Annotated in this window: 13 protein-coding genes; 3 read left to right on the forward strand and 10 right to left on the reverse strand. The window is 36.2% G+C overall.

The features are described 5' to 3' along the window. Window positions 1–300: 300 nt before the first annotated feature. The 6 genes from HYN56_RS20395 to HYN56_RS20420 all read right to left on the reverse strand — a co-directional run bounded on the left by HYN56_RS20395 (window position 301) and on the right by HYN56_RS20420 (window position 13,885). Window positions 301–3,687, reverse strand: coding sequence for a glycosyl hydrolase (locus tag HYN56_RS20395; RefSeq protein WP_109193869.1), 3,387 nt, complete (start codon window positions 3,685–3,687; stop codon window positions 301–303). Window positions 3,688–3,969: 282 nt separating this feature from the next. After that, window positions 3,970–7,311: a glycoside hydrolase family 2 TIM barrel-domain containing protein gene (locus HYN56_RS20400; protein WP_240622603.1), complete on the reverse strand. Its 3,342-nt coding sequence runs from the start codon at window positions 7,309–7,311 to the stop codon at window positions 3,970–3,972. A gap of 131 nt (window positions 7,312–7,442) precedes the next feature. Beyond that, window positions 7,443–8,567, reverse strand: coding sequence for a glycoside hydrolase family protein (locus tag HYN56_RS20405; protein WP_109193870.1), 1,125 nt, complete (start codon window positions 8,565–8,567; stop codon window positions 7,443–7,445). Window positions 8,568–8,610: 43 nt separating this feature from the next. Then, window positions 8,611–10,290, reverse strand: a complete 1,680-nt coding sequence (locus HYN56_RS20410; protein WP_109194891.1) for a glycoside hydrolase family protein — start codon at window positions 10,288–10,290, stop codon at window positions 8,611–8,613. A 165-nt stretch (window positions 10,291–10,455) separates the two neighbouring features. Beyond that, a complete protein-coding gene (locus HYN56_RS20415; RefSeq protein ID WP_109193871.1) occupies window positions 10,456–12,642 on the reverse strand; it encodes an alpha-L-rhamnosidase-related protein in 2,187 nt (728 codons plus the stop codon). 424 nt (window positions 12,643–13,066) lie between these two features. Then, complete coding sequence (locus HYN56_RS20420; protein ID WP_240622604.1) at window positions 13,067–13,885, reverse strand: AraC family transcriptional regulator; 819 nt, start codon at window positions 13,883–13,885, stop codon at window positions 13,067–13,069. 101 nt (window positions 13,886–13,986) lie between these two features. On the opposite strand from HYN56_RS20420, the gene HYN56_RS20425 reads away from it, so the two are divergent. Then, entirely contained in the window at window positions 13,987–15,201 is a 1,215-nt protein-coding gene (locus HYN56_RS20425; RefSeq protein WP_109193873.1) for an MFS transporter, read from the forward strand. Between the two features lie 330 nt (window positions 15,202–15,531). Here the strand turns inward: HYN56_RS20425 and HYN56_RS20430 are convergent, their stop codons facing one another. The 3 genes from HYN56_RS20430 to HYN56_RS20440 form a co-directional block, all read right to left on the reverse strand. Next, on the reverse strand, window positions 15,532–17,112 hold the full coding sequence (locus HYN56_RS20430; protein ID WP_109193874.1) for a sodium:solute symporter: 1,581 nt from the start codon (window positions 17,110–17,112) through the stop codon (window positions 15,532–15,534). After that, on the reverse strand, window positions 17,109–18,173 hold the full coding sequence (locus HYN56_RS20435) for a Gfo/Idh/MocA family protein (RefSeq protein ID WP_109193875.1): 1,065 nt from the start codon (window positions 18,171–18,173) through the stop codon (window positions 17,109–17,111). The genes HYN56_RS20430 and HYN56_RS20435 overlap by 4 nt, the downstream gene beginning before the upstream one ends. A gap of 200 nt (window positions 18,174–18,373) precedes the next feature. Next, the gene (locus tag HYN56_RS20440) at window positions 18,374–20,881 is read right to left on the reverse strand and encodes an L-rhamnose mutarotase (RefSeq protein WP_109193876.1); all 2,508 of its coding nucleotides are present in this window, start codon (window positions 20,879–20,881) and stop codon (window positions 18,374–18,376) included. Window positions 20,882–21,389: 508 nt separating this feature from the next. Here HYN56_RS20440 and HYN56_RS20445 point away from each other — a divergent pair. Beyond that, a complete protein-coding gene (locus tag HYN56_RS20445) occupies window positions 21,390–23,066 on the forward strand; it encodes a glycoside hydrolase family 28 protein (protein ID WP_109193877.1) in 1,677 nt (558 codons plus the stop codon). Between the two features lie 12 nt (window positions 23,067–23,078). Further along, window positions 23,079–24,260, forward strand: coding sequence for a pectate lyase (gene pelA / locus HYN56_RS20450; protein ID WP_109193878.1), 1,182 nt, complete (start codon window positions 23,079–23,081; stop codon window positions 24,258–24,260). Window positions 24,261–24,653: 393 nt separating this feature from the next. On the opposite strand, the gene HYN56_RS20455 is transcribed toward pelA, so the two are convergent. Beyond that, window positions 24,654–25,484, reverse strand: coding sequence for an amidohydrolase family protein (locus HYN56_RS20455; RefSeq protein ID WP_109193879.1), 831 nt, complete (start codon window positions 25,482–25,484; stop codon window positions 24,654–24,656). Window positions 25,485–25,490 lie beyond the last annotated feature (6 nt).

Below are 25,490 nucleotides of genomic sequence, written 5' to 3' on the forward strand. Positions count from 1 at the left end.
TTCTATTTATTTTTTGCCACAGATTAAAAGTATTATTTGGATTTTTTTTATCGCCACGAATTCACGAATTTTCCTCAATTCTCCCCCTTTTTATGTGTACTTATTTTCTTTTTTAATTGCCTCCAGCTTTAGCTGGAGGATTATCAAATCTTTCTTCTCAATGGGCTTTAGCCAAACTAATTATTTGGCTAAAGCCCTGTTGTGGATTCTTCTAAACCTCCAGCTAAAGCTGGAGGCAATTAACTTTTTTCTTTGTCAAAAAAAAAAATCTTTTTTAATCCTTTAATCTGCGGCTAAAACTTATTTTTCTTTTACGATACTTACTGGCCCCAATAAACCTGCTTTCAACAACGGTTCTCCTTCTAAACGAAATGGCGCTGTTGTCCAAGTTAATCTCTCTTCTTTTGGCAATTTTTGATCGCCAATTAATCTGTTTCTCCAGGTATTTGTGATTTTAATTTCTATTGTATTTTTTCCTTTTTGTAAAGCTTTTGAAATATCAGTTTTGAAAGGGAAAGTCCAAAGTGTTCCGCAATCTTTTCCGTTGATTTTGATTTCGGCAATATTTGAGATTTCTCCTAAATCCAACCAGATTTTATCTGTGTTTTTTCCTTTCCAAACAAAATCTTTTCTGTAAATCACAGTCCCTGAATAATATTTAATCTGATCATTTTCAGAAGTACTCCAATCAAAAAGCTTGTTTGTTTTTACCACTTCTTTCGGGCCTTTAAAAGCTGAATCAAACTGCAATTCCCAATTTTCATCTAAAGTCTGAACTTTTTCAAATTCAGAAGATTTTCCATGTGCTAAAACTTCTTTCGTTTCTCCTTTAAAAATCACAAAACCAGATTCGTTGGCATCTAAAGCTATCGAAACAATTGTTCTTCCGTTTTCTATTTTCCAATTGGCTAAAGTCGAAGTTTGATCTGTTACAGGATTGTACCATTGTGGCACTTTTCCAGCTATTCTGAAAGACGCATCAAATGTTCTTTTTTCTCCTTTTTGATTGGAAATAAAATAAACATCTTCCGTATTCGATTTACGATGTGTCCACGCCAATGTTTCTGAATCAGCTCGGTTTAAATTTGGAAAATAAACGTCTTGTGTGATTCCGATGGAAGTAAAATCATTTCCTAAATACGGTAATTTAATAACTGTACCTTTTCCTATTTTCCATGTTGATGAATTAGAATTATTCCAGATTTCTTCAATTACATTCTGCCATTTCTTTTGATCGGCTTCTGATTGAATTCCCGGCTGAATATTTGGTTTTTCATTTACAAAAATGGTTGCACCGTCTTTTAGCAATTGTAATATTTTTTCGGCGGAAGCCAAAGAAAGCATCTTATTGGGTGCCATTTTATGACTTCCCGGAAAGAATAAAGCGCCGTATTCAATTCCGCCCTCAAATGAAATTTTTCCATTTACCACTTTCGCACGATTAATTAAAACATCGGCATTGAAAGAATCGTATTGATATCCATTTAGCGGATTAATCCATTGGGATAAATCAGTTATGTTTTTAGAATAGGTCACTTCTTTCGGCATTTTAGCCGTTGGCTGACCTTCATTTTCTAAACGGATTTTCTCGCTTTCTAATCTTTCCTTTCCAAAAACATTGGGCATAAAAGGCACTAAACGATCAGGCACAAAAGAACGAGAAGGAAAATCTTCACCAATAAAAACCGCCAAGTCGATTACAGGTTTTCCTTTTTGCAACTGAAACTGTACTCTTTGGCAATAATCAAACCAAGCTTTTCCAGGTTTCCACCAAGTTTGGTCTCTTTGGAAAAAAGTTCCGATATCATCCAAAGTCATTCCTGGTTTCCTGTCCGTCCACGGATTATGTACAAAAACATGATAAAATAAACGGTTAATTCCTAAGGCATAATTGCGGTCTGCTGTTGTTTTTAGATTTCCGGGATGTTCGTCCCAATCCATTCTCAGCGCTGTAAAAGATTCTGCCTGAATAATATCTTTTCCGTAAATATGTCCGCCCGAAATGGCATCGATCATATCAAAAGGTTTGTCGTGTGTCGGGCTTTTCAGCCAAAATTCACCACCTGGATAATCGACATATTTATAATGCAGCAAAGCATCACTCATCATTGTTGGCGCAACGTTTTCTGAACTTAACTTAACGTTATATTCTTTGGCAATCTGAGCGACAGTTCCGTAGAAATTATCAGCTACTAAATCGGCAATTGTTTTGCGAACATCGTATAAAACTTTCTCTGAAAAATCGGCATTTTCTATCGGAATTCCAGCCATAACTGGAAGATATTCTACAAGATCGTAGCCACGTCTCTTTTTAAATTCAGCCTGAAAAACCGAAGACCAATTTTGGCTTCCACATTCCCAGCTGTCAAAATGCAGAATTTCTAAAACTTTTGAAGCTAATTCGGGCCCGGCCGAGCGAACGGCTTCCCCAAACCAATGATCCAACTGAAAACGAATTAATTCTGGATCGAATTTATCAACTTCCAGTCCTTTTCCTGCTCCGCCAGTGGCATTTTCATGTCCTGTCGAAGTATGTCCCATTCGGATGATTTTCCACTTTCCTTTTGGTGCTTTCCAGTTCAAATTTCCTTCCGCATCAACAAAATTCGAAATATTGATAATTTCTGATTTTTTGAATGTATCAGAGTTTGGAATTTCTTTTTCTGTAGTCTGTGGAGTCAAACGCCAAATCGCTCCTGATTTCCCTTCGTAATTATCAATCAGAGATTGATTTGAAAGGGTTATTTTACTCACTTTCAAATTTTGTTTCCACTTCGCAAAATCCAAATCTTCTGCTCCAGGTTCAGTTCCTTTTGGATCATAAACAAATCTGAAATATTTTGCCGTAACAGGCGTAATGGTGTGTGTATTTGGGAAATCCATATCCTGCCAACCGTGACGTGGTGCAATCATTCTTTCGTGGAATCTAAAATTGACTCCATCATCACTCACTTCTACAATCAGACGCTGTGCCTGAAAATCTCTTCCTTTGGTTTCAATCACAATAGATTTACAGGTAAAAGGCTGTGCAAATTCATACTGAATCCAACCTGCATCAGCAAACTTGAAGTTTTCATCTTTTTTAGGATCAGCCAAAAACGAGGCATCGGTATTGTTTGATGTCGTTACTTTTGGCAATTGAATTTGCGAAGTAATTTGGTATTCCTTTATCGGAATAGCAAAAGTAGCAATGTCTTTATAATAATCTTTGTAATGCTCTGGAACTGGTAATTTCGAAACAACTTTTTTACCTCCTAAAATTTCAATCGTTGACCAGACTACTTTCTGCATTGACATTTCTGGGGTAATCCACGGCCCTCCTGCAACAGCAAATCCGTCAGCTCCGTGAAAAGCTAGTTTCAAACCTAAACGATCTGCTTCTTTGAAAGCCCAATGAATCATATCCCAAAATTCAGGACTCAACTGTAAAACCGGCGGGTCTATCAATGGCGGATTGGCTGGACCTTTAATAGTCATTAAATAAGCGCCCGCAATGCCGGCTTGTTTCATGGCTTCTAAATCGGCTGTGATTCCTGCTTTAGAATACGCCGATTTCATCCAATACCAATACACCCAAGTTTTGGAGGATTCTAATGTTGGTTGAAAAGATTCTTTTTTATAGACTTCCTGTGCAGAGACAATACTTGCAAGGAGAAGGATAAAAAAGAGGTGTTTTTTTTGAAACATTATTCTTTGTTTTTTTTATAATCTGTTTTATCTGCCAAATCTGCGGGAAAAATTTACTCTCGCAGATTTGGCTGATTTGGCAGATTTTTTACTTTTTTTTCGTCTTTTTTGTCATTTCGACGTAAGGAGAAATCTTCGTGAGTAGCTCCGCATGGTAGATCACCTTTGTAGAGTTTCTTGCGAAGATTTCTCGCCCCTCGAAATGACAAACTGTACCTTAAACTTTTAGTTCTTAATTTTAAAATTATCAATTATCAATTATCAATTATCAATTATCAATTACTAATATTTAAACTTCTTCAAACTACTTTCCAACTGATTCTTAGAACCGCTGAAAGGCATTAAATAAAAACTATATTGATAATATCCTGATTTAATCTGATACTGCTCTAAAGGCTGTGCAACCAATGTCCAGCTGTCATTTCCTCCTACTCCCATTTGGATTAAATCGATATTTACAGTCAAGAATCCCGGATCTTTCAAATCGTATGTATGACCAGATGAACTCAAGTTTTCTTGTGTATACGGCCATGCGCTCATGCTTAGAACTTTGGTATCGTTTACAACTAAAAATCCGTTATTTTTCTGTGGGGTACTTAATGCCATCCATCTCACATCACATCGGTTTCCATTTTCCTGTGGTTTTGGGTAATGTTCAATAAAATCATTTATTGGAAGCGAATATTTCCCAACAAACGAACCAAAACTTCTATCGCTGTAATTTTCCAGTTCGCCTTTTCCGTACCATGAAATTTGGTCGAAACTTCTTTTAACTCCCATTTGCATTCCGATCTTTGGAATGTTTGGCAGTTTGTCTGATGCTTTTAAGCTGTAATCTACTTTTATTAGTCCATTTGGTAAAATATTGTAGATTACTTTTACACTTGCGCTGTCTTTTATGACTTCGTAATCGCTTGTAACCTTAATTTCAGAAACCGATTTGTCAATTTTAATATTGACCAATTTTGGTTTTGCTTTGTACCATTGTTTCAGCAGTTTTTGCGATTTCCATCCACGTTTATCGTTGTCTGTAAGCGGTCTTACGAAGTTTGGTAATAGCGGTGCAAAAACTTGTTCTTCTCCGTTAAAAATATAAGAACTCAAAGCTCCGTTTGTTTTTCCAATTGTAATGTCAAAAGTTTTTCCTTTGATTTTGAAATCGGAATCTGATTCAGAAACATTCAGCGTTTCTTTTTTAGATTCTGGAGAAACGACTTTTTTCTTTTTCAATATAAACTGATCTTCCGCGACAGCGTAACCTTTTGATGCCCAAAGCTCGTCTTTTGAAAGTTGGAATTCTATATTTAAAATATATTCGGCATCGGCTTTCATTTTTGGAAGATAAGAACTGATATCTAAAGTTGTTGATTGCCCTGCTTCTACTCTTAACGGTTTTAAAATCTGAGTTTTAACTACGTTTCCATTTTCCAACACTTTTAAAACTGGAATATATCCTTCTAAAGATTTAACGGCCTGACGATTTTTGATTTCTAACTGATTTCCATTTAAAGTCGAAATCGCTGGCTGATACACCCATTTATTCTCAAAAATAGAACCTTTTGGTTTTCCGTTAGAATCTACAATTCCTTTTGTATTAAAGTTTCCGTCATGATATTTTTCGCCAAAATCTCCTCCGTGCGCAAAATAATTCTGACCTGATCTCGAATCGAATTTCAAGATTCCCTGATCTTTAAATTCCCAAATACAGCCTCCAATAACTCTTGGAAGCGAACGGAATTCATCCCACAATTCTTTTAAATTTCCAACTGAATTTCCCATTGCATGAGAATATTCCACAAAAATAATTGGACGTGTATCTTTCTTTTGATCTACTAAAAATTTAGGTGTGAAAACACCCGGATAAAAACGGCTCACCATATCGACATACGAATCATCCTGCGGATTTTCAAATCGATACGCGTGATCGATTGTTTTTGGATATCCTGGATCAAGCGGATCAATATATCCGTCTAATTTGGCATTTCCCTGCGCTGGTTCATAATGAACTGGACGTGTAATATCAAAATCATGAACCCAACCCGACATTGCGGAATGATTTGGCCCTTTTCCCCCTTCGTTTCCTAAACTCCACATCACGACCGAAGGATGATTTTTATCTCTTTCGACCATTCTGATGATTCTTTCCATATAAGCATTTGTCCAAAGCGGATCATTGCTTAATTTCCCTCCAATTCCATGTGTTTCCTGATTGGCTTCGTCCATGACCATGATTCCGTATTGATCGCATAATTCGTAGAAATAAGGATCGTTTGGATAATGGCTCGTACGTATAAAATTGAAATTGAACTTTTTAATCGTGGTAATATCTTGTTTAATATCCTCTCTCGTAACGGCTTTTCCTCTTGTTGGATGATGATCGTGACGGTTTACGCCATATACATAAGTTTCTTTTCCATTAATTAGCATTTTACCATTTTCTTTTGAGAATTCAATCGAACGAAAACCTATTTTACAGCTTTTCGCCTCAGTAACATTGCCATTTTTATCTTTTATGGAAATAACCATTGTGTATAAATTAGGTTCCTCTGAACTCCATTTCTTTGGATTTTTAATGGTTTCCTGAAAAAATCCGAAACGAACATTGTCCAGACGAGGATAACTTTCGTTGATTAAATCTATCACAGGTCTTTGAAGCGGTTCTTTGAACATTGCCGTGTTATTAGCATCGTATAACTGAACGTTCATGGTGTAATCTTTAATTTTTGCTCCAGTTAAATTCTCCACTTTTGGACGAAGTTTAAAAATCGCGTCTGTATATTGTTTATCTAATTTGGTTTGAACAAAGAAATCCTGAATACGCAATTTCGGTTCAGCCATAATAAAAACTTCACGCTGGATTCCGCTCATGCGCCAGTGATCCTGATCTTCTAAATAAGAACCATCTGTCCAACGTATTACACGAACTGAAACTACATTTTCTCCTGCTTTTAGATAAGGTGTAATATCAAATTCTGATGGCAGAAAACTGTCTTCGCCATACCCTAAAAATTCTCCGTTTAACCATACTTCAAAGCCTGAACTTACCGCTCCAAAATGCAAAGTCACGGTCATATCTTTCCAATTTTCCGGAACCGTAAAACTTCTTTGATAAGAACCTACTCCGTTATAATCTTTAGGAATATAAGGCGGGTTTATAGGTCGAAACGGATAAACGGCACTTTTGTAAATCGGATTATCGTATCCTTTCATTTCCCAGTTTGAAGGCACTTCGATTTTATCCCAACCTGAAACGGTGTTTTTATAGAAATCTTTTGATGCTTCTTTTAGATTTACTGCATATTTAAAATCCCAATCGCCGTTTAGCATTTGGATTCGGCTCTTGGTTCTGTCGCCTTTTAAAGCATCTTCAACACTTGCATATGAATAGGCAGTCGCTCTTGATGGCTGTCTGTTGATGCTTGTAATGGTTGGATCTTCCCAAGGAGCAAATTCGTATTTTTTATGCAATTCTGGGACTCCCGCTGGTTCTCCTGTTACGGATTGGGCCTGTGTGAAATTTGTGAATAGTACAATGTAAAATGTATACGTCAAAAATCGTAATCTGAAAAATGGATTATTATATTTTGATTTTGATGTAAACATTGGTTTTATATTATTGTTCATTATTATTTTGATTCAATTGTCCCTATGGGACAAAATTTTCGATGCGCTATTTTTTTTCTACCGACGAGAGCCTCCTAACGGAGTCATTTCAGTTGAGAGTATTAAAGTATTTCATAACTCATAACTCATAACTATTTCTTAGCCTTTTTCTCCGGCGGTGCCACAAAATTCAATTTGCTTTTTCCTAAATCTTTAGACGTTGCGATGGCAATTCCTCTTTGCTCTGCTTTGTTAACAGCACAATAAAAATGATAGACAACGCCATCATGTTTTACCACAAATGACTTATGTGCAAACAAATCGTCGTATGGTTCTGATGATTTAACTAAATCGTCGCCTTTCCAGTCCGTCCAGTTTACTAAATCATTTGAAACGGCGAAACGGTTAAATGCACCTTGATTCCAGCCCGTCCAAAAAGCTCCAAAATAGAACATTACCCAAGTATCATTAATACGCTGAATATAAGCGTCTCCTGAGATTCCTTTATGATGGTTTATTAAAGTTTTATCGCCATAACGTTTCCATGTTTTCATGTCGTTTGATACTGCCATAGCAATACGCTCAGCACCTTTTGCAGGATTGATACTATCGCCACGAGCATTGTAATACATGATAAAATTGTGTCCTGTAACTTTGTCTTTATCACGAATTACACTGTTTTTATACATTGTACTATTATCCCACCATTTGGCGTCTTTATCTTTTGGAGTCAAAACCGGATTTTCTAACCTTTGAAATTCGTGTGGTTTTGTCGGAGCTTCTTTTGTGTAAGCCATTCCTATTGATAAAACACCCGCTTCGTAACCTTTGCTGTCTCCTCCAAAATAACTCATCCAGTATTTATCATCATATTTTTCCCATTCGTAGCTTCCGCCCCAGGTCATGTCTTGCAACGAAATATAGCCTGCTTTTTGGTTGGCGTCCCAATGTTTTTCATTTTCTGAGAATGACATTACTTTTCCTAGATGTTTCCAATCTAAAAGATTGTCGCTTTCTGCTAACCATGTTTCGTAACCTCTTCCGTCGTAAATTAAATACGTCATGTACCATTTACCGTCTTTTCTAAACACACTCGGGCAATCCATCTTATATGAATTATCAGTTGGAACCATTACTAAACCGTATTTATAAGGCGTTTTGATTTCTTCGTAAATCTCCTGCATTACGCTATCGGTAATTTCTCTTTTCTTGTATTTGGTTGCACAGCTGGTTATAGCAAGTGCTGAAATGGTTAGGATTAGGTATTTAATTTTCATTTTTATGTTTTTTTTGCCACGAAGTCGCTAAGGCACTAATTTTTTATTTCTTTAACTCTTTTAATTTAGACTCCATGACGTCTTTATTCAGTTTTACTTTTACCATTCCTGTTGGATGAAATCTTCTTTTCAAATCGATCGCATTATAGACTATTGTGTAAACGTCATTTCCTTCGGGGATTAAACACAATGGTGTTCTCATAATATCCCACCATTTATCGACTTTGGTTTCGATTGGTAAATAATGGGCTTCTGCCCAATTAACGCCGTCTGCTGATAATGAATATGCAATCATGTTTGGCAAATGATGCCCCCAGCCGTCTGGACCTCCGTCGAAAATCGCGATATACAGTCCGTTTGGTAATTGACTTACAATTGGATTTTCTACAAATAACGGATGCATGGTTTTAATGGGTTCCAAACCTTTATTCATTCTCAACCAAGGCCCTTCTAAACTTTTGGATTCGGCTAAAGCCACAAACCAGCCTTTTCCTGATTTTTTCGGATAATCTGCCCATGAATTAAATGGATATGCACCGCTATAAAATCCGAAGTATTTATCGCCAACCTGATACGGAAAAAACGAAGCAACACCCTGACGACCTTCCCAAGGCTGAGAATCTAGTCCTGGTTCCATAATGATTCCCATATCTTTATACGGCCCGCCAATTCCGTTGATTCCTTCGACTGTTGATTCGCAACGCCAAATTCTTCCGAATGAATGATTTGGTTCTATTTCTTTACTTACAGTATACGCCAAATAATAGCCGTACCATTTGTTTGCTTTTTCATTGAAAACCGGCATATACGACCAAATTGCAGCACGACGATCATTCATCGGGTTATCATCTTCTGTAACCGCATAGACACCACTTGCTTGGTAGATTGTAGATTCTCTTTTCCAATGAATAGCATCTTTACTTGTCCAATGTCCTATTTTGGTTTTTACACGATCATAATAGTAATCAACGCCTTTTTCACCCGCTCTTTCTGTTGGAAACATATGATACGTATCGCCAACTTTTACCACACGTCCGCCTTCAAAACCTCCCTGAATGCCTTCTGTTCCAGACATTCCTTCATCAATAACGGGTTTGTTTTCTCCGCCTATAATTTCGAAAAGCGGTTTCTCATCTGAAAATCCTTCAACGATAAAAGTTGGATTCCAAAGTTTTCCATCTGGTAATTTAACATCTCTGGCATTTAACTGCTGGTCGCTTTTCAAAACTCCCAAAACAGCAAACAATCCTTTTTGATTTGGTAATATAGTGTGAGTTCCTTTTCCATAAGGAATTGCATAAACACTTACTGGCGGTAAACCTGTAATTGTAACTCCATTTTCAAGAATCTCATTATTATTTCCAATTTGATTGGATTGCAGATATTCAGCATCTTTATCCTGAAAAACACCAATCATAACAGTTACTGGTTCCTTAAATTTTAATTGTAAAGGTGCATTAGTTCCATTTTTATATTTCTCTAAAGGAAGTTCAATTCCAGTTAAACCTTCTAATTCTGGAGCTAAACGAACAATATTGTGTTTACTTCCTGAAAATACATGAGCGTATTGTGTGGTTTTGAACGTTTTGTAATTGGATTTTACAATTTCAAATGATGCTGGTTTCCATGCTGTGGTTTGTGCTGTGGCTTGGATGCAGACAGCGATTAGCATTAGGAAAGCGGTTTTTAATTTGAAGTTGTATGTTGCATTTTTTGAAAACATTGTTTTTATTTTTTTGTGTTTTGTCATTTCGACCGAAGGGAGAAATCGCACTCGTAACCACAAAGATTGTCGACAATTGTTGCGGAATTTCTAGTGTGATTTCTCGTTCCTCGAAATGACAAACTGAGCGTTATAAGCTGTAGATTAAAAACTAATTACTAAGAACTATAGAGCTTTGTAACTCACTTTATACTCCACATTCGGTTTTACAATCAATTGATATTTATTTTTTGCTAATTCTGTAATCGTTCCCGAGTTTGTTTTGGGTTTGCTGGCACTTTCAAAAATCAATTTTCCTTCTCCTTCACCTGATTTTACTTTGATTTCTTTGGTACTACAATACACGGCAACTTCTCCGTTTGGTGTTGGCACTTTTCCTTCCATCCATTTTAAACCGCCTAAACTAGGTTTGATTTCGTATTCTGAATATCCTGGAGCAGTTGGTTTTACACCTAAATAATATTTTCCTAGTAAATAAATCGGACTTGCGCCCCAAGCGTGGCAAAGGCTTTTCCCGTAAGGACGACCATACATCGTTAAATGTTCCGTTCCTTTTTTGTTGGGGTTGTATTCTTCCCAGAAAGATGTTGCGCCTTCATTCAACATTCCGCCCCAATAATCTTTCATTTCTTTTAAAACATAATTCTGCTCGCCCATTGCGCATAAAGCTTCCAACTCATAAAAACGCATATATGGCGTTGTGATTTGAAGGACATCTTTATTCAGTAACACTTTATTTTTTACACTTTGTTTTTGTTCTTCATTAAAATAATTGAAGAAAATTCCAAACATATTCGCGTATCTGGTTACTATGTTTTGCATTTTTCCATCGATACGCTGATGTTTCATCACGTTTTCTTTTTTATCCCAAAAGACATCAAATAATTTCGTTTTTAAATCAGTTCCTAATTTTTGATATTGTTTTTGGTCTTCGGTTTTACCAGCAATTTCAGCACTTACTGCCATTGCTTCAAGGCTTCTCGCTAAAAGCATTTGCTCAAAACTCACTTCACCTGTTTTTGGCAATCCGTCTGCCCAGTCAATAAAAACCCAATCGCCTTCTAATGGTTCAAGGAATCCGTTTTTGTTTCTTCTTTCTAAACAAAAATCCATAAGTGATTTCATTCTCGGATAAAAAGTTTTGATGAATTTCGTATCGCCTGTGTGCAAGTAGTAATCGTAAACACCTACAAACCAATACAACGAATAATCCATTATGATATTTACATGAGCCGTTACAGGGTCTTTTCCGCGAAGCGCTAACAGTGTTCGTTCTACCGAAGCCGAATCAAAGAATAAATAATAATTCATCAAATAACTTTGATATGCGTCGCCAGACCAAACCCAACGGTCACGTTTAATTCCGTCGATAAAAAATTCACGAGACGTTAAATGCATTGTGTAAGCCGACACATCCCAAATTTTATTCAATTGCTCATCCGATGATTTGAATGCGCCACGATAGTCTAAAGGCAGATACTCATAAAGCATCGAAATCGAATCGTATTTTACTCCTGCATCTGCTTGCACCTGAACATAACGGAATGCTTTTGAACCGTTATGAGTGTAAATTTCAGATTGTTTTCCATCGAAAGATAGATGATCTAAAGTTTCGCATTTGGCAGAATCCAAAGCTTCTTCACGAGATTCTCCATAATAAAGAGCTAGTTTCCCTTTTCCTTTTAAACCATGAATTTTGATATAACCAAAAGTCTCTTTTCCAAAATCTACCAACTGACCCGCTCCAATTTTTTCTGTTTTTTTAGCACTTAAAGGTTTTGTCGTCAATTTGAATCCGGAAGGTTTGCTTTCTGGCGAATTAAAATTCCAAGAACCAACAGGAACCCATGGCGTACCAGATTGTTGCGCTTTTCCGGTTTCGTCAATCCAAAGTTTATCTTCGTTAGTAACTTTCCATGAAGCATCAGATTTAACGTATTTTCCATTAATATAAATAGCCGGCAATACTTCCTGATTATAAACTTTAAAGGAAATTTTGTGTTTTCCCGCAGGAACTGCGATTGATTTTGGTTGTCCGTAAATCTGAACGCCGTCTAAAAGCAATTGAAAAGGTCCTTCCGAGTAAATTTTCACTTCGTCTGGCTGCGGAATATCTACTTCTGTTTGAAAAGTAACCAAAGCATACGGACTATAATATTGCCAAAGCGGAGGAAATACGGCTTCACGTTCGGTGCGTCTTACCTGCATTTTATTGCTTAACCACACTTCGAAATCTCCTGGATACCAAATCCATGTCGCTTCTTTTGAGTTTTCCTGTGCCGATGATGGCAAACAAAAAATAAGGGCAACAAAAATAAGCAAGATCTTAAAAATGGAAGAGCGGTTTAGCATAGTAAGTGTATTTTGGGACTAAAGATAAGTGTTATTTTTACATTTGACAACCTGCACTATCCTGCTATTTCATGAAAAACAATACTTTTTGATAATTTTTTAAGGGAAAAATTATGGCTTATCACTTTTTTAGTACTAAAAAAAATAATGTTACAATTTTTGTGGGACGCGGATGAGACGGATTCGCTATCGCGAAGATACGGATGAAAAACGGATTTTAATTATTTGCTCTTTCTTGTCATTTCGACCGAAGGGAGAAATCACACGCGGGATTCCACAACGTTTGTCGCCAATCTTTGTAGAGTTACTAGTGTGATTTCTCCCCTCGGTCGAAATTGACAAAAGATTGCGTTTATTTTAGAAAAACTAAAAGAAAAAATCCGTGTAAATCCGTCTCATCAGCGTTCAATGTTATACTCAAAACCTAAGCAATCATTCTATCGTTCTCATTTTCATCTTCTAAAATATAATTAGAAGGCGTTTTTCCTAAATGCTTTTTGAACATATAAATAAAGGCGCTGGTATTTTCGTAACCTAAATTGAAAGCAATCTCTTTTATGGATTGTTTTTCGCCCAAACGTTTTATGGCTTCTAATAATTTTAGACGAGTTCGCCAGTCGCTGAAATTCATTCCAAGTTCTTTAATAAACAATCGGGATAAAGTTCTGGTACTCATAAAAGAAAGCTCGGCGTAATAATCTATTGTGTTTTTACTGGCAATATCTTCCATTAAAAGCTCGACTACTTTTTGTAATCTTTCATGATTAGTTGTAGGCAAGAAAGTGGCACTTGGCTCAATTAAAGCCAATTCATCCAAAAAAACCGATATAATTCTATGTTGCGGAGGCGTTAAATTTCCTTCTATTCCAAAAGAAATGATTTTGAAAACCAGTTGCTTTAAAAACATCGGAATATCAAAAGAAAAACTCTTCTCTGGTAATCCTTCCATTGCAGAAGGATCGATAAAAACGCTGTAATAATTAACGTCTTTCTGAAAAGTAACCTGATGTTCTACTCCGCCTGGAAGCCACAAACCCTGTAACGGATTCACAACCCAAATATGATTGCCCACAACCACGTTCATTACACCACGGGTTGCATAAATTAATTGTCCTCTGGGATGCGAATGCGAAATACACATTTCATTGGTTACCATTTCGGTATAACCAATAACAGGAATCGATGGATCAACTCTGTATCCATGTTCCTGCGCCATTCGATATGTCCGAATCTGGTTATTCATTGTCCAAATATAGCAATTCCGACATTACTATTCTTTTAATCTTTGCAAAAAATAATACAGCTGTTGTTTTTTAACCTAATTTAAAAATCAAAAAATATCTCATGGACACTATTAAAGCAAATCCTGACATAGTTAAAAAAACCACCTATTCGATCTTATTTATCATCAGTTTTTCTCATTTAATTAATGATCTTTTACAGGCTGTTGTTCCTTCTATTTATCCTCTTTTAAAGGATAATTTCAATTTAAGTTTTACTCAAATCGGAATCATTACTTTTACTTACCAAATCGTGGCTTCTATCCTTCAGCCTTTTGTGGGAATGTATACCGATAAAAAATCTAAACCATATTCTCTGATTGTTGGAATGTGTTTTACCATGATTGGGCTTTTCTTTGTTTCGATCGCTTCGAGTTTTATCAACTTATTATTATCCGTAAGTTTAATTGGAATTGGTTCTTCGATTTTCCATCCTGAATCTTCACGTGTAGCGCATTTGGCTTCGGGCGGAAAAAGAGGTTTGGCGCAGTCTATCTTTCAATTGGGAGGAAATGCAGGAAGTGCCATCGGACCTTTATTAGCAGCATTTATTGTAATTCCGCATGGACAATCTTATATCGCTTGGTTTTGTATTATTGCGTTAGTTGGTGTTTTTGCTTTGTATAAAATTGCGATTTGGTACACGGCACATTTATCTGAAAGAAATGCTAATAAAGCTTCTCACCAAATTGAAACACATCATTTGTCTAAAAACAGAGTAATTGCTTCGTTAATTATTCTTTTGGTTCTGATTTTCTCTAAGTATTTCTACATGAGCAGTATTACAAGTTATTATACTTTCTTCCTTATAGATAAATTTCATATTACGATTCAGCAATCACAAGTATATTTATTCTTGTTTTCTGGCGCTGTTGCTGCAGGAACTTTAATTGGAGGACCAATTGGAGATCGATATGGCAGAAAATATGTAATCTGGGTTTCAATTCTTGGTGTTGCTCCGTTTACTTTGATGTTACCTTATGTTTCTCTTTTCTGGGTTGGAACTTTATCTGTAATTATCGGGTTGATTCTTTCTTCGGCATTCTCAGCAATTTTGGTCTATGCAACTGAATTAATGCCTGGAAAAGTGGGACTTGTTGCGGGTCTTTTCTTCGGATTTGCTTTCGGAATGGGCGGATTGGGTTCTGCTGTTTTAGGAAAAATTGCCGATGCAACGAGTATCGAATATGTATTTAAAATTTGTGCATTCCTGCCTTTAATTGGGGTTATTACTGGATTCTTGCCTAATTTAGAGAAGAAAAAGAAAGCTCAGGAATAATTTAATCTCGCAAAGTCGCTAAGACGCAAAGTTTTATTTTAAAAATTAAGTTTTAATTGCGTCCCGATAAATCGGGATGAGAAAAAACATAAAGCTCAAAAGGCTTTAGCTAAATTGTAGATATTTGGCTAAAGCCTTTTTCTATCCTATTACATATACCTCCAGTTAAAACTGGAGGCAACTCATAAAATAGCTTTGCTTTATTTACAATCTTTTTCAAAACATAGCGCGTGGTTTCAACCACGGGAAACGTATTTTGGCAAACGTAATGTTATACATTGCATTCCCGTGGTTAAAACCAAGGGCTATATTTGAAATCCTTTGAATTTATTAATTCCCATTAAAAACCAAATACAAAACCAAAATCACCAATCCCAACAAACCAAACAAAAGCTTCACCTTTTTACTAGTTTTAGGAATATCCGTTTCATCTGAAACATTAACTTCGGGATTTCTATCAGTTAAAGAAATCATGACAGCTGTAACTAAAAGCACAGCAAAAATGTAAAACGAAATCAATAAAAAGTGAGGCCAAACTGGATATTTATCCGCAGGGAAAATCCATAAATATAAAACCCCAACAAACAAACTAAAGGCAGAACCCCAAGAAAGAGTTGCATTTACAGCTTTTTTTGTAGTACGTTTCCAGAAAACACTCAAAAGAAAAACAACAGATAACGAAGGCGCCAAGAAACCTAAAACGGCCTGAAAAATGTTGAATAAATTCTGTCCCTTGATATTGTCAATCGCAACAGCAATCAGAATTGCAAAAACACATCCGGCAGCAATCGTTAAACGACCAATTTTAATCTGATCCTGAATCGTCGCCGTCGGGTTGATTTTCTTTACATAAATATCATTGGTAAAAACGGTACTCAAAGCATTTAACGAAGAACCAATTGTTCCCACCAAAACCGCAATCATCACGCAGATTACCAAACCGTTCATTCCGCTTGGGAAAAGGTTCGTAACCATGGTCATATAAGCTAAGTCAGAATTGCTTCCTAATTCTGGATATAAGGCATAACATAAAATTCCAGGTAAAATAAATAACGGAAGCGCCATCACTTTCAACCATCCGATAAAGTTTACGCCAAGCTGTCCTTGTTCTAAGTTTTTCGCACCTAAAACACTCTGCACCATCGATTGATCGGTACAGAAAAAAGCAACCGCCGCTACAGGATATCCTAACAAAATAGCAGGCCACGGATAACTCGCATCATCAGAAGGGCGAACTAAATTCCAAAAGTTTGAAGGTGTTTTTGCAATTAAAACATCGATTCCGCCTAACTTTTGTAAACCTAAAAAGGAAAGAGTTAATGAAACGACAATCAACAGAATCATTTGGAAAACATTTACTTTAGCAATCGCTTTTAAACCTCCTGCAAAAGTAAAAATTCCAGAGAAAATCACTAAAACCGTAACACTCTGCCACATCGGAATTCCTAAAATCTGACGTACTAAAACACCTCCACTGAATAATCCTAAAGACAGCCAGCTTACTAATATTTTTACCAAAGCATACCAAGCCAAAATATTCTGCGTACTGTCGCCATAACGTTTCCCCATATATTCGGGCATAGTGCTTACTTTACTCGCAATATATCTTGGCGCAAAAACCATTGCCAAAAGCAGTAAAAAGACAAAAGCATACCATTCGAAATTTCCTGCTACAATTCCAGTAGCGTAACCAATACTCGCAAAAGCCAATAACGACGAAGGCCCAACGTTGGTTCCCCACATATTAAAACCGATGCTGTACCAGTTTAATGAATTTCCGGCCAGAAAAAGCGTTTCGTTTTTCTTTCTCTGTTTCATACTTACCACATATCCAATGACTAATAAAGCCACTAAATAACCCGCTACAATCACAAAATCGAGCGTGGTTAATTTATCGTAGATGCTGTTCATAGCCCGTATTCGTTAAGAATATCGGCAATTTTAACCGGCATTCCAGTTTGCAAAGATTTATCCATTGCTTGTAATAAAGCTACGGTTCCAATTCCTTCTTCCATGTTTGGATACGCTTCAAAACCTTGCTCGATACTGTCCACAAAATATTCTAAGTAGTTCTGATATTCCCCACCGTGATGACTTTGTCCTTCAAAACGGAAATAATATTTTATCGTGCTGTCGCCCCAAGTAATCACTTTTTCTTCTCCAGTTTTATCAGTAACTGCATAACGCAATTCATGATAATCGGCCTGACTTGCTCCTTCTGTTGCTCTTAAAATCGTACTCATGCCGCTGTCACGTTGTGCTGGCTGAGTCGGCGAAGTATACACACCGCTTACACGGGCAATTCTTCCATCGGTTGCTTTGAAGATAAAATGCATTGTGTCTTCATTCTTTAATCCTGCCGATTGTCCGTTACTGCTGATCATTCCGTAGCCCATCACTTCCTGAATATTCGGCAAATACCATCTAATAAAATCTACAGGATGACTCAAACCTCCGTACAGCCATTTAAACGATTGCAAAAGCGACCATTCTTTCTTCAAAAACCATCTGTGATCGGCGTGGTATTGTGCTTCAATCGTAATCAAATCCCCAATTAAACCTGCTTCGTAATCGGCTCTTTGTCTTTTGGCTGGTTCGAAGAAACGAGAACTTTGTCCAATGAAAACTTTCTTTCCAGTTGATTTGCTTAATTCTAATAATTCTTTGGCATCCGAAAGATCGTCGATAAACGGTTTTGTACAAACTACATGTTTTCCGCTTAATAAAGCTTGCTTTACGTGTTGTGCGTGCAGATGATCCGGCGTATAAATCGCGATAATATCAATCGAAGCATCGTTTAATAAATCATCGTAATTGGTGGTGTACGAATGAAAATCGAATTCTTTTGCGCGCTGTTTGCACAATTCTTCGTTTCGGTCGCATATTTTAACGAGCTCTAATTTTGAACTTTCTATAGCAGCCGACATTGTGCTTCGTCCTTCTCCAAGTCCCAGAATGGCTATTTTTAACATTGGTCTTTATTTTAGGTTTTTGATAGTTATGATTATCCTAACAGTTTTCAAAAACCTGTTAGGTATGTTTTTTAAGCCACAGATTGAAAGGATTAACACAGATTAAAAAAATCATTTTAATTCTTTTAATCTGTGGCTGTTATTTCTTTGAACTCATAGAATACCTAACAGGTTTTGGAAACCTGTTAGGATACTAAATACTATTTCGTTTCTACTTTATTCAAGAAAATCCAAGTTTCGTCTGGTTTTGCGCCTTCAATTCCAGATTGGTATTTTTTCATTAAGGCGTTCCATTGATCTACTCTTGGGTTATTTTCTGTTGTTTTCGGATTTAGTTTGTCCAGATTTTCACCTTTCGGAATACTGATAACCAAGATCAATTGTCTTTCGTTTTTAAAGACTTGTAATTGCTGGAAATCGGCATTACAGAAACCTTTGGCAACTTCCGGCCATTTTTCGAATTGTGTTTTATGATGCTCTACATATTCTTTTTGCAGTTTCTCATCAGCAGGAAGATTCGCCGTTAAAACCACATTTTCCCAATCCGATGCTGGTTTTGAATCTTTACATCTTTCGAAATTTTGGAAATCGTAAACCAAATCTTCATAGATTTTAATTTCTAAAGAAGGAAAAGCGCCCGCCAGCTTTCGCTTCGTTCTTTCGGGCTGATTCATTTTCCCATAAATCACCAAATGATTTTTCCATTGGTACAATTCCTGACCGACAATTCTAAAACCGGTTAAAGTCGATTTGATTTTTTCGATATCAAAATCAGAACCTATCAATTCGATCGCATATGGTTTTGGCATTTCCTGCAATCCCCATTTTTCATCGATTACAACTTCTTTTTCTAAATCTTTATAAGGCGCTCTAATTCCGGCTGCATCTTTTATTTTAGTGCTTACATACGGATCGTTGTGTTCCCAGATATTTCCTTTTGGGCCATTATGGTTTTTAAGGATTTTCTTTTCGGCAATCCAGTTGTTTTTAATGGTAAAACCTTCGCTTCCTTCATCGGTATACAAATACAGCCATAAAAACGGATCGTGCGCATACGGACTGTTGTAAACCTTGTCGATATAATTTTCTTCAATTCGGCTACCAGGTTGAGCCGAAAGCGTATAAATTCCAGCAACATCATGTAAATGTTTGGCATAATGATGAATTTTATTCGCCAGAATTTTATTGTTCTGCATTACATTTGGCGTATGCGTCCAACCCCATCCCATTGCCATTCCGGAATACGATACATCCGAAATTTCGTTGTGTTCAATCGTAATGTTTCGAACAAAACCTGCACTGATTCCCAGAGTTCCCCAATCTTCATTGGTTACGTTGGTGATTAAATTATCCGAAATGACTTCATCCGAACACATTTCTCTTTCGTCTTTTATGATTAAAGGTAAATGCGCTTCAAAAGCTTCTTCAGAGAAAATTCCAACATTGATGGCACTTCCGCCAATATCTTTAAATAAATTTCCTTTTACGGTATTATGATTTGTTCCTTTATTTAAATCTAAACCAGTTGAAGCCAAATGCTCAAAACGACACAATTCAAACTGAATATTATTGGCATAATTCACTTCCACCGCAGCACGAGGTCTTCCCACCCAAGCCTGATTCTCTAAATTCGTCTGATTTGGTGTTCCAGGAACTTTCAATTTATAAGCATCTAACAAATACAAACCAGATTGCAACGGCACATGACCTTGCTGCGAAGGACGAAGCCAGTTGCTGTACTGAAACGAAATTCCTTTAAATTGAAAATGATGCACGGGAGAATCGATTGTTCCTTTTACTTCCAGAAGATTTTCTAAAAATGGCGCAGTAACTTTAGCTGTATTAATCTCTTCTCCATCTCTTGGAATATAATAGATTTTGGCATTTTTTTTATCCAAATACCATTCGCCCGGTTCATTTAGAAGCGAAAAAGCATTGTTTAAGAAATAAGCTGAGTTTCCGTTATTTTTAGAAATCCACGGTGCTGGCCACGGGTGTTCGCTTTGAATACGGCTTTCTGGTTCTTCAAATGAAAGTTTGGCGCTGTCTTTCTGCACTTCAATATTTTTGATGCGAAGATTGGCATTCGACCACCATTGCACAATAAACATTTCCATTCCCGGTTCAAACTTCACTGATTTATCCTTAAACGGAATCCAACAGGTTTGTTCTTCGTGATCCCAAGACAAGATTCTTTCCATTGCGTTTCCAGCCGTATTTTTGGCTCTAACTGCCTTTTTATCGTTGACCCATAATTGTCTGAAATCAATTAAAGTTCCTGCTTTTGTTGGAGCATCTGCCACCCAAACCGAGCCTTTTTTTAATCCGTTGATTACAGTTGTAGATTTTTTCCAGTTTTTAATTTCGATTCCACCGCTTATAATTGGTTTTGCGTTTGCATCAGCCTCGATTGTCGTTGGGCTGTCAGCAGTTCCAGAATCTTCTGGTCTTACAAATAAAGGTTCGTTTAAATAATACGTTCCGTTCATTACTATGATACGAATTCCGTCTTTTATGGATGGATCTTTTAATCGGCGAAGTTCTCTGGCTTTTCGCATTGCCATGTGAACCGTTGCCAACGGATTTGATTTTGTTCCGATGTTCGAATCTTTTCCTGATGGCGAAACCCAGATTTCAGCACCACTTGCCGAAATTGTGAATACCATCAAAAAAACAATCAGTAATTTGTTGAAAGGAATTAAACACATTATTTATAGTATTGATTTTTTTCTTGTGCTAAAATTACAAGGCATTTATTTAAAGTGCTATAATTTTTACAAATAAATGTATTTTTAACACTTTTACCAAATAACAGGGACAATTTAAAAGAATATAAAATCACAGGCATCCTGTACCCTCCTGCAATATTGCATTGAAATACTTTTCTATCATTAAGAAATTAAGAAAGTTAAGTTTGGATTTGTGAAAAAGCGAAGCTTAATTTATCTTGAAATATTAAGTAAATTACACAACGTAAATTTTTAAATCCCTTAATATCTTAATGGTAAGAAGAAAATTAAGCATCATAAAAAACAATACACTTATTTTAGAAACATTTGATAACATCATTTTAAGCGCTAAGTTAATTTCTATTTAAATTTCGGTTAAAATGATTTTTTTTAATAGATTTGTGTAATCGATTACATTTAAAAATTATTATTTATATGAAGTTAAATTTTCATATAAATAAAATAAACACCAAAAAATTTGCTAACAATGAAAACCAACCGACTACAATTTGCTTCTCTTGCACTTGCTCTTGTGATGTGTCTGAGTACTAAGAATCTCAATGCCCAAAATGCCTCAGACGGCACTTACCAAAACATTGAGTTTAAAATGTCTAAAATTAACGAACCTGTTATTCCTAACAACACCGTAAATCTGAAAGACTTCGGAGCTGTAAACGGGGGTTATGTTTTAAATACCAAAGCTTTTGCTGATGCGATTGATGCGTTGTCTAAAAAAGGTGGTGGAAAACTAATTATTCCTCCTGGAATCTGGCTTACAGGCCCAATTATATTAAAAAGTAATATTGAGATGCATGCTGAAAGGGGTGCTCTAATAAAATTTTCTCCAGACAAAACTTTGTATCCTTTGGTTGAAACCAATTTCGAAGGTTTAAATACTTGGCGCTGTATCTCTCCTATTTATGGTAAAAACCTTGAAAATATAGCTTTTACAGGAACTGGCGTTTGGGATGGTTCAGGAGAAGTATGGAGACAGGTTAAGAAAAGTAAAGTAACAGACAGTCAATGGAAAGAGGTTATTGCAAGAGGTGGCGTTTTAAATAAAGACAAAACAAGCTGGTATCCATCAGAGGTTTTTATGAATGCCTCAAAAGGTGCTGATCAAAATGTACGTCCTGACTTAAAAACAAAAGAAGAATTTGAAACCATTCATGATTTTCTTCGTCCAGTAATGGTAAGCATTCAAAACAGTAAAAGAGTTTTATTTGACGGCCCTGTTTTTCAGAATTCGCCAGCTTGGAATATCCACCCTTTTATGGTTGAAGATTTGATTGTTCGAAATGTAAGTGTTCGTAATCCTTGGTATTCTCAAAACGGAGACGGTCTTGATGTAGAATGCTGTAAAAATGTTTTGGTTGAAAATTCAAGTTTTGACGTGGGAGACGATGCCATCTGTATCAAATCCGGAAAAGATAAAGACGGACGAGAAAGAGGTGTTCCTTGCGAAAACATCATTGTAAGAAATAATATCGTGTACCATGGTCACGGTGGAGTTACTGTTGGAAGTGAAATGTCTGGAGGTGTAAAAAACCTTCATGTTTCTAATTGTACTTTTATGGGAACAGACGTAGGTTTACGTTTTAAAAGTGCCCGAGGAAGAGGTGGTGTTGTAGAAAACATCTTTATTTCGGATGTGTTTATGACTGATATTCCGTCTCAGGCTATTTCTTTTAATTTGTATTATGGAGGAAAATCAATTGCCGAAACATTAGAAGAAGGCGGAGACAAAGTGGTCAACAAAGCAATGCCTGTAACAGTTGAGACACCTCAATTCAAAAACATTTCGATTAAAAATATCACTATTAAAGGTGCTCAGCAAGCAGTATTTTTACAAGGTTTGCCGGAAATGAATTTAGAGAATATTGAAATCACGAACTTAATTGCCAAAGCAGAAAAAGGTTTTTCAATTATTGATGCTAAAGAAATAAAATTAAACAACTTACAATTGGATATTCAGGCTAAAAATGCATTTGAGATTTACAATGCTCAAAATCTTTCTCTAAAAAATGTAGCATTTAATCCTTCTTCTTCAAACACAATTACGATTGCAGGTGAAGCGAGTAAAAATATCGATTTAAGTGGTTCTAATTTATCAAAAACCACTACGGTTGATAAAAGCGTTCCTAAGAAAGCGGTTAAATTCTAATACAAACGTTCCATGTTCAATTCCGTAAACAAATCGAAATTAATATCAGTAACGTTTTGCATCTTTTCCGCGTTATTTTTAAATGCACAAACAAATAGCGAAATAAGCACCAAACCTTTTACTGACGGGACTAACCATTGGTATTTTATCAAAGACAAAACCAATATTATAAATCCAATTCCGAATCAGCCCAAATATACTGAAACGGATTACACCAAAATCGCCGATAATATTCTGTATTTCCAGCGTGACAATGGCGGATGGCCAAAGAACTACGATATGAAAGCTATCTTGACGCCACAACAAGTTGACAGCGTTGTTAAAACAAAATATATTGAACATACGACTTTTGATAATGAAACGACTTACACTCATATTCATTATCTGGCACAGGTTTATACTCTTACGAAAGATGAAAGGTATAAAGATGGCTGTCTCAGAGGTATAAATTTCACCTTAAAAGCCCAATATCCAAACGGAGGCTGGCCACAATATTATCCGCTGGAAAAAGGATATAGTCGCCATATTACTTTTAATGACGGAGCTTATATGGGAATTATGAATCTCTTGAAAAAGATTGTAAATAATGATCCTGATTATGCTTTTATAGATGCTAAAACCAGAAAAAAAGTAACTTCAGCTTATCAAAAAGGATTGGACTGTATTTTAAAAATGCAGATTAAAGATAATGGAAAATTAACTGCTTGGTGCCAACAGCACGACGAAATTACGCTTGAACCAGCCTGGGCGCGTAAATTTGAACCGCCAAGCATCTGCAATGCTGAAAGCGTTGATGTTGTTTTATTTTTAATGGACATTGATAAACCAAATGAAAAAATTATTAATGCCGTGCAAGGTGCAGTAAAATGGTTTCAGGATTCTAAAATCTATAACACAAGAGTTGAAAGTTTTGCAGCTGAAGAAATGGAATCAAAATACAAGAAAATCAAGAATGACGTTAGAGTGGTAAACGATCCAACTGCTTCACCAATCTGGACGAGATATTATGAATTAAAAACACATAGACCTTTGTTCTCTGATCGTGACAGCGAGTTTTTATATTCTCTAGCCGAAGTAAGCCGTGAAAGAAGAACAGGTTATGCTTGGTACACTGATAAACCTGAAAAGGCATTAAAGAAATATCCAGAATGGCAGAAGAAATGGGCTTCGGATAATAATGTTTTGAAAGAGTAAACGGTAATTTTAGCAATTTCGGCAGAAGGGAGAAATAACCCGAATCCTATATTCAAACATAGCTCTTGGTTTCAACCACTGGGACGCAATATTGTCAAGTCCGGTATTGTATTCCCGTAATTGAAACCACGGGCTATATTTTTTGCATCATTTTTGATAATAGGCCAAAGGCCTCAAAGCATCACCATAGGACAACGTCCTATGAATTGATATAGACCAGAGGACAGCAAAAGCCCTGAAAGGGCGTAAGCATTAATCGTCATGTAATTGCTTACGCCCTTTCAGGGCTTTTTTGCATATCTCTATTTGCTGTCACTGGGCGTTGCCCGGTGTTCATGGTATGAGCCTTACAGGCTTTTATAATCTATGAGCTAACTCATAACAATTCATGGCTTACAACTTATAAAACTCATTCGCATTTTCAAACCAAATCTTATTCTGGTCTTCAACAGAAAACTTCGAAATATAATCTTCTAAAGTCTTTACTACTTCATCATAATCTGAAGCTACATTTAAGACTGGCCAGTCTGATCCGTACATTAATCTATCAACTGAAAAGTTTTCAAAAATTACATCTAAATACGGTTTAAAATCTTCTGGTTTCCAGTTTTTCCAATCGGCTTCTGTGACCATACCTGAGATTTTACACCAAACATTGTCGTATTTAGCAATTTCTTCAATGCCACTTTTCCAAGAAAAAATAGTTTCTGATTTAATATCTGGTTTTGCAATATGATCGATTACAAACTTTTGATTTGGAAAATCTTTTACCAAACTTATTGCTGCTGGTAATTGGCGCTCAAAAATTAATATATCGTAAGTATAATTAAATGCTTTTAACGCTGTGATTCCTATTCTAAATGCTTCTCCAAACATAAAATCATCCGCTTCCCCTTGCACAACATGTCTGAAACCTTTCAGTTTTTTTTGATCTGAAAAGAATTGCAAACGTTCTTCAATGTTTTCATTTCGTAAATCTATCCAGCCGACAACTCCTTTTATGAAATCATTTTTAGAAGCCAAATCCAATAAAAAATGAGTTTCTTCTTCCGATTGGCTAGCCTGAACGGCAACACAACCTTCAAACTGGTTTTCCTTTAATAATGGCTCTAAATCTTCAGGAAGAAAATCTCTTTGGATATTCTGCATCGTTTCATCAATCCAGCTGTCTCGAACGGGATCAAACTTCCAAAAATGCTGATGGGAATCTATTCTTTTACTCATAACTTT

This window comes from Flavobacterium crocinum (genome assembly GCF_003122385.1).
Lineage (GTDB): Bacteria > Bacteroidota > Bacteroidia > Flavobacteriales > Flavobacteriaceae > Flavobacterium > Flavobacterium crocinum.

Bases quoted from the DNA above. Each gene is read 5' to 3' on its own strand.
- HYN56_RS20395 (WP_109193869.1), bottom strand. From the start codon at position 3,687: ATGTTTCAAAAAAAACACCTCTTTTTTATCCTTCTCCTTGCAAGTATT.
- HYN56_RS20400 (WP_240622603.1), bottom strand. From the start codon at position 7,311: ATGAACAATAATATAAAACCAATGTTTACATCAAAATCAAAATATAAT.
- HYN56_RS20405 (WP_109193870.1), bottom strand. From the start codon at position 8,567: ATGAAAATTAAATACCTAATCCTAACCATTTCAGCACTTGCTATAACC.
- HYN56_RS20410 (WP_109194891.1), bottom strand. From the start codon at position 10,290: ATGTTTTCAAAAAATGCAACATACAACTTCAAATTAAAAACCGCTTTC.
- HYN56_RS20415 (WP_109193871.1), bottom strand. From the start codon at position 12,642: ATGCTAAACCGCTCTTCCATTTTTAAGATCTTGCTTATTTTTGTTGCC.
- HYN56_RS20420 (WP_240622604.1), bottom strand. From the start codon at position 13,885: ATGAATAACCAGATTCGGACATATCGAATGGCGCAGGAACATGGATAC.
- HYN56_RS20425 (WP_109193873.1), top strand. From the start codon at position 13,987: ATGGACACTATTAAAGCAAATCCTGACATAGTTAAAAAAACCACCTAT.
- HYN56_RS20430 (WP_109193874.1), bottom strand. From the start codon at position 17,112: ATGAACAGCATCTACGATAAATTAACCACGCTCGATTTTGTGATTGTA.
- HYN56_RS20435 (WP_109193875.1), bottom strand. From the start codon at position 18,173: ATGTTAAAAATAGCCATTCTGGGACTTGGAGAAGGACGAAGCACAATG.
- HYN56_RS20440 (WP_109193876.1), bottom strand. From the start codon at position 20,881: ATGTGTTTAATTCCTTTCAACAAATTACTGATTGTTTTTTTGATGGTA.
- HYN56_RS20445 (WP_109193877.1), top strand. From the start codon at position 21,390: ATGAAAACCAACCGACTACAATTTGCTTCTCTTGCACTTGCTCTTGTG.
- pelA (WP_109193878.1), top strand. From the start codon at position 23,079: ATGTTCAATTCCGTAAACAAATCGAAATTAATATCAGTAACGTTTTGC.
- HYN56_RS20455 (WP_109193879.1), bottom strand. From the start codon at position 25,484: ATGAGTAAAAGAATAGATTCCCATCAGCATTTTTGGAAGTTTGATCCC.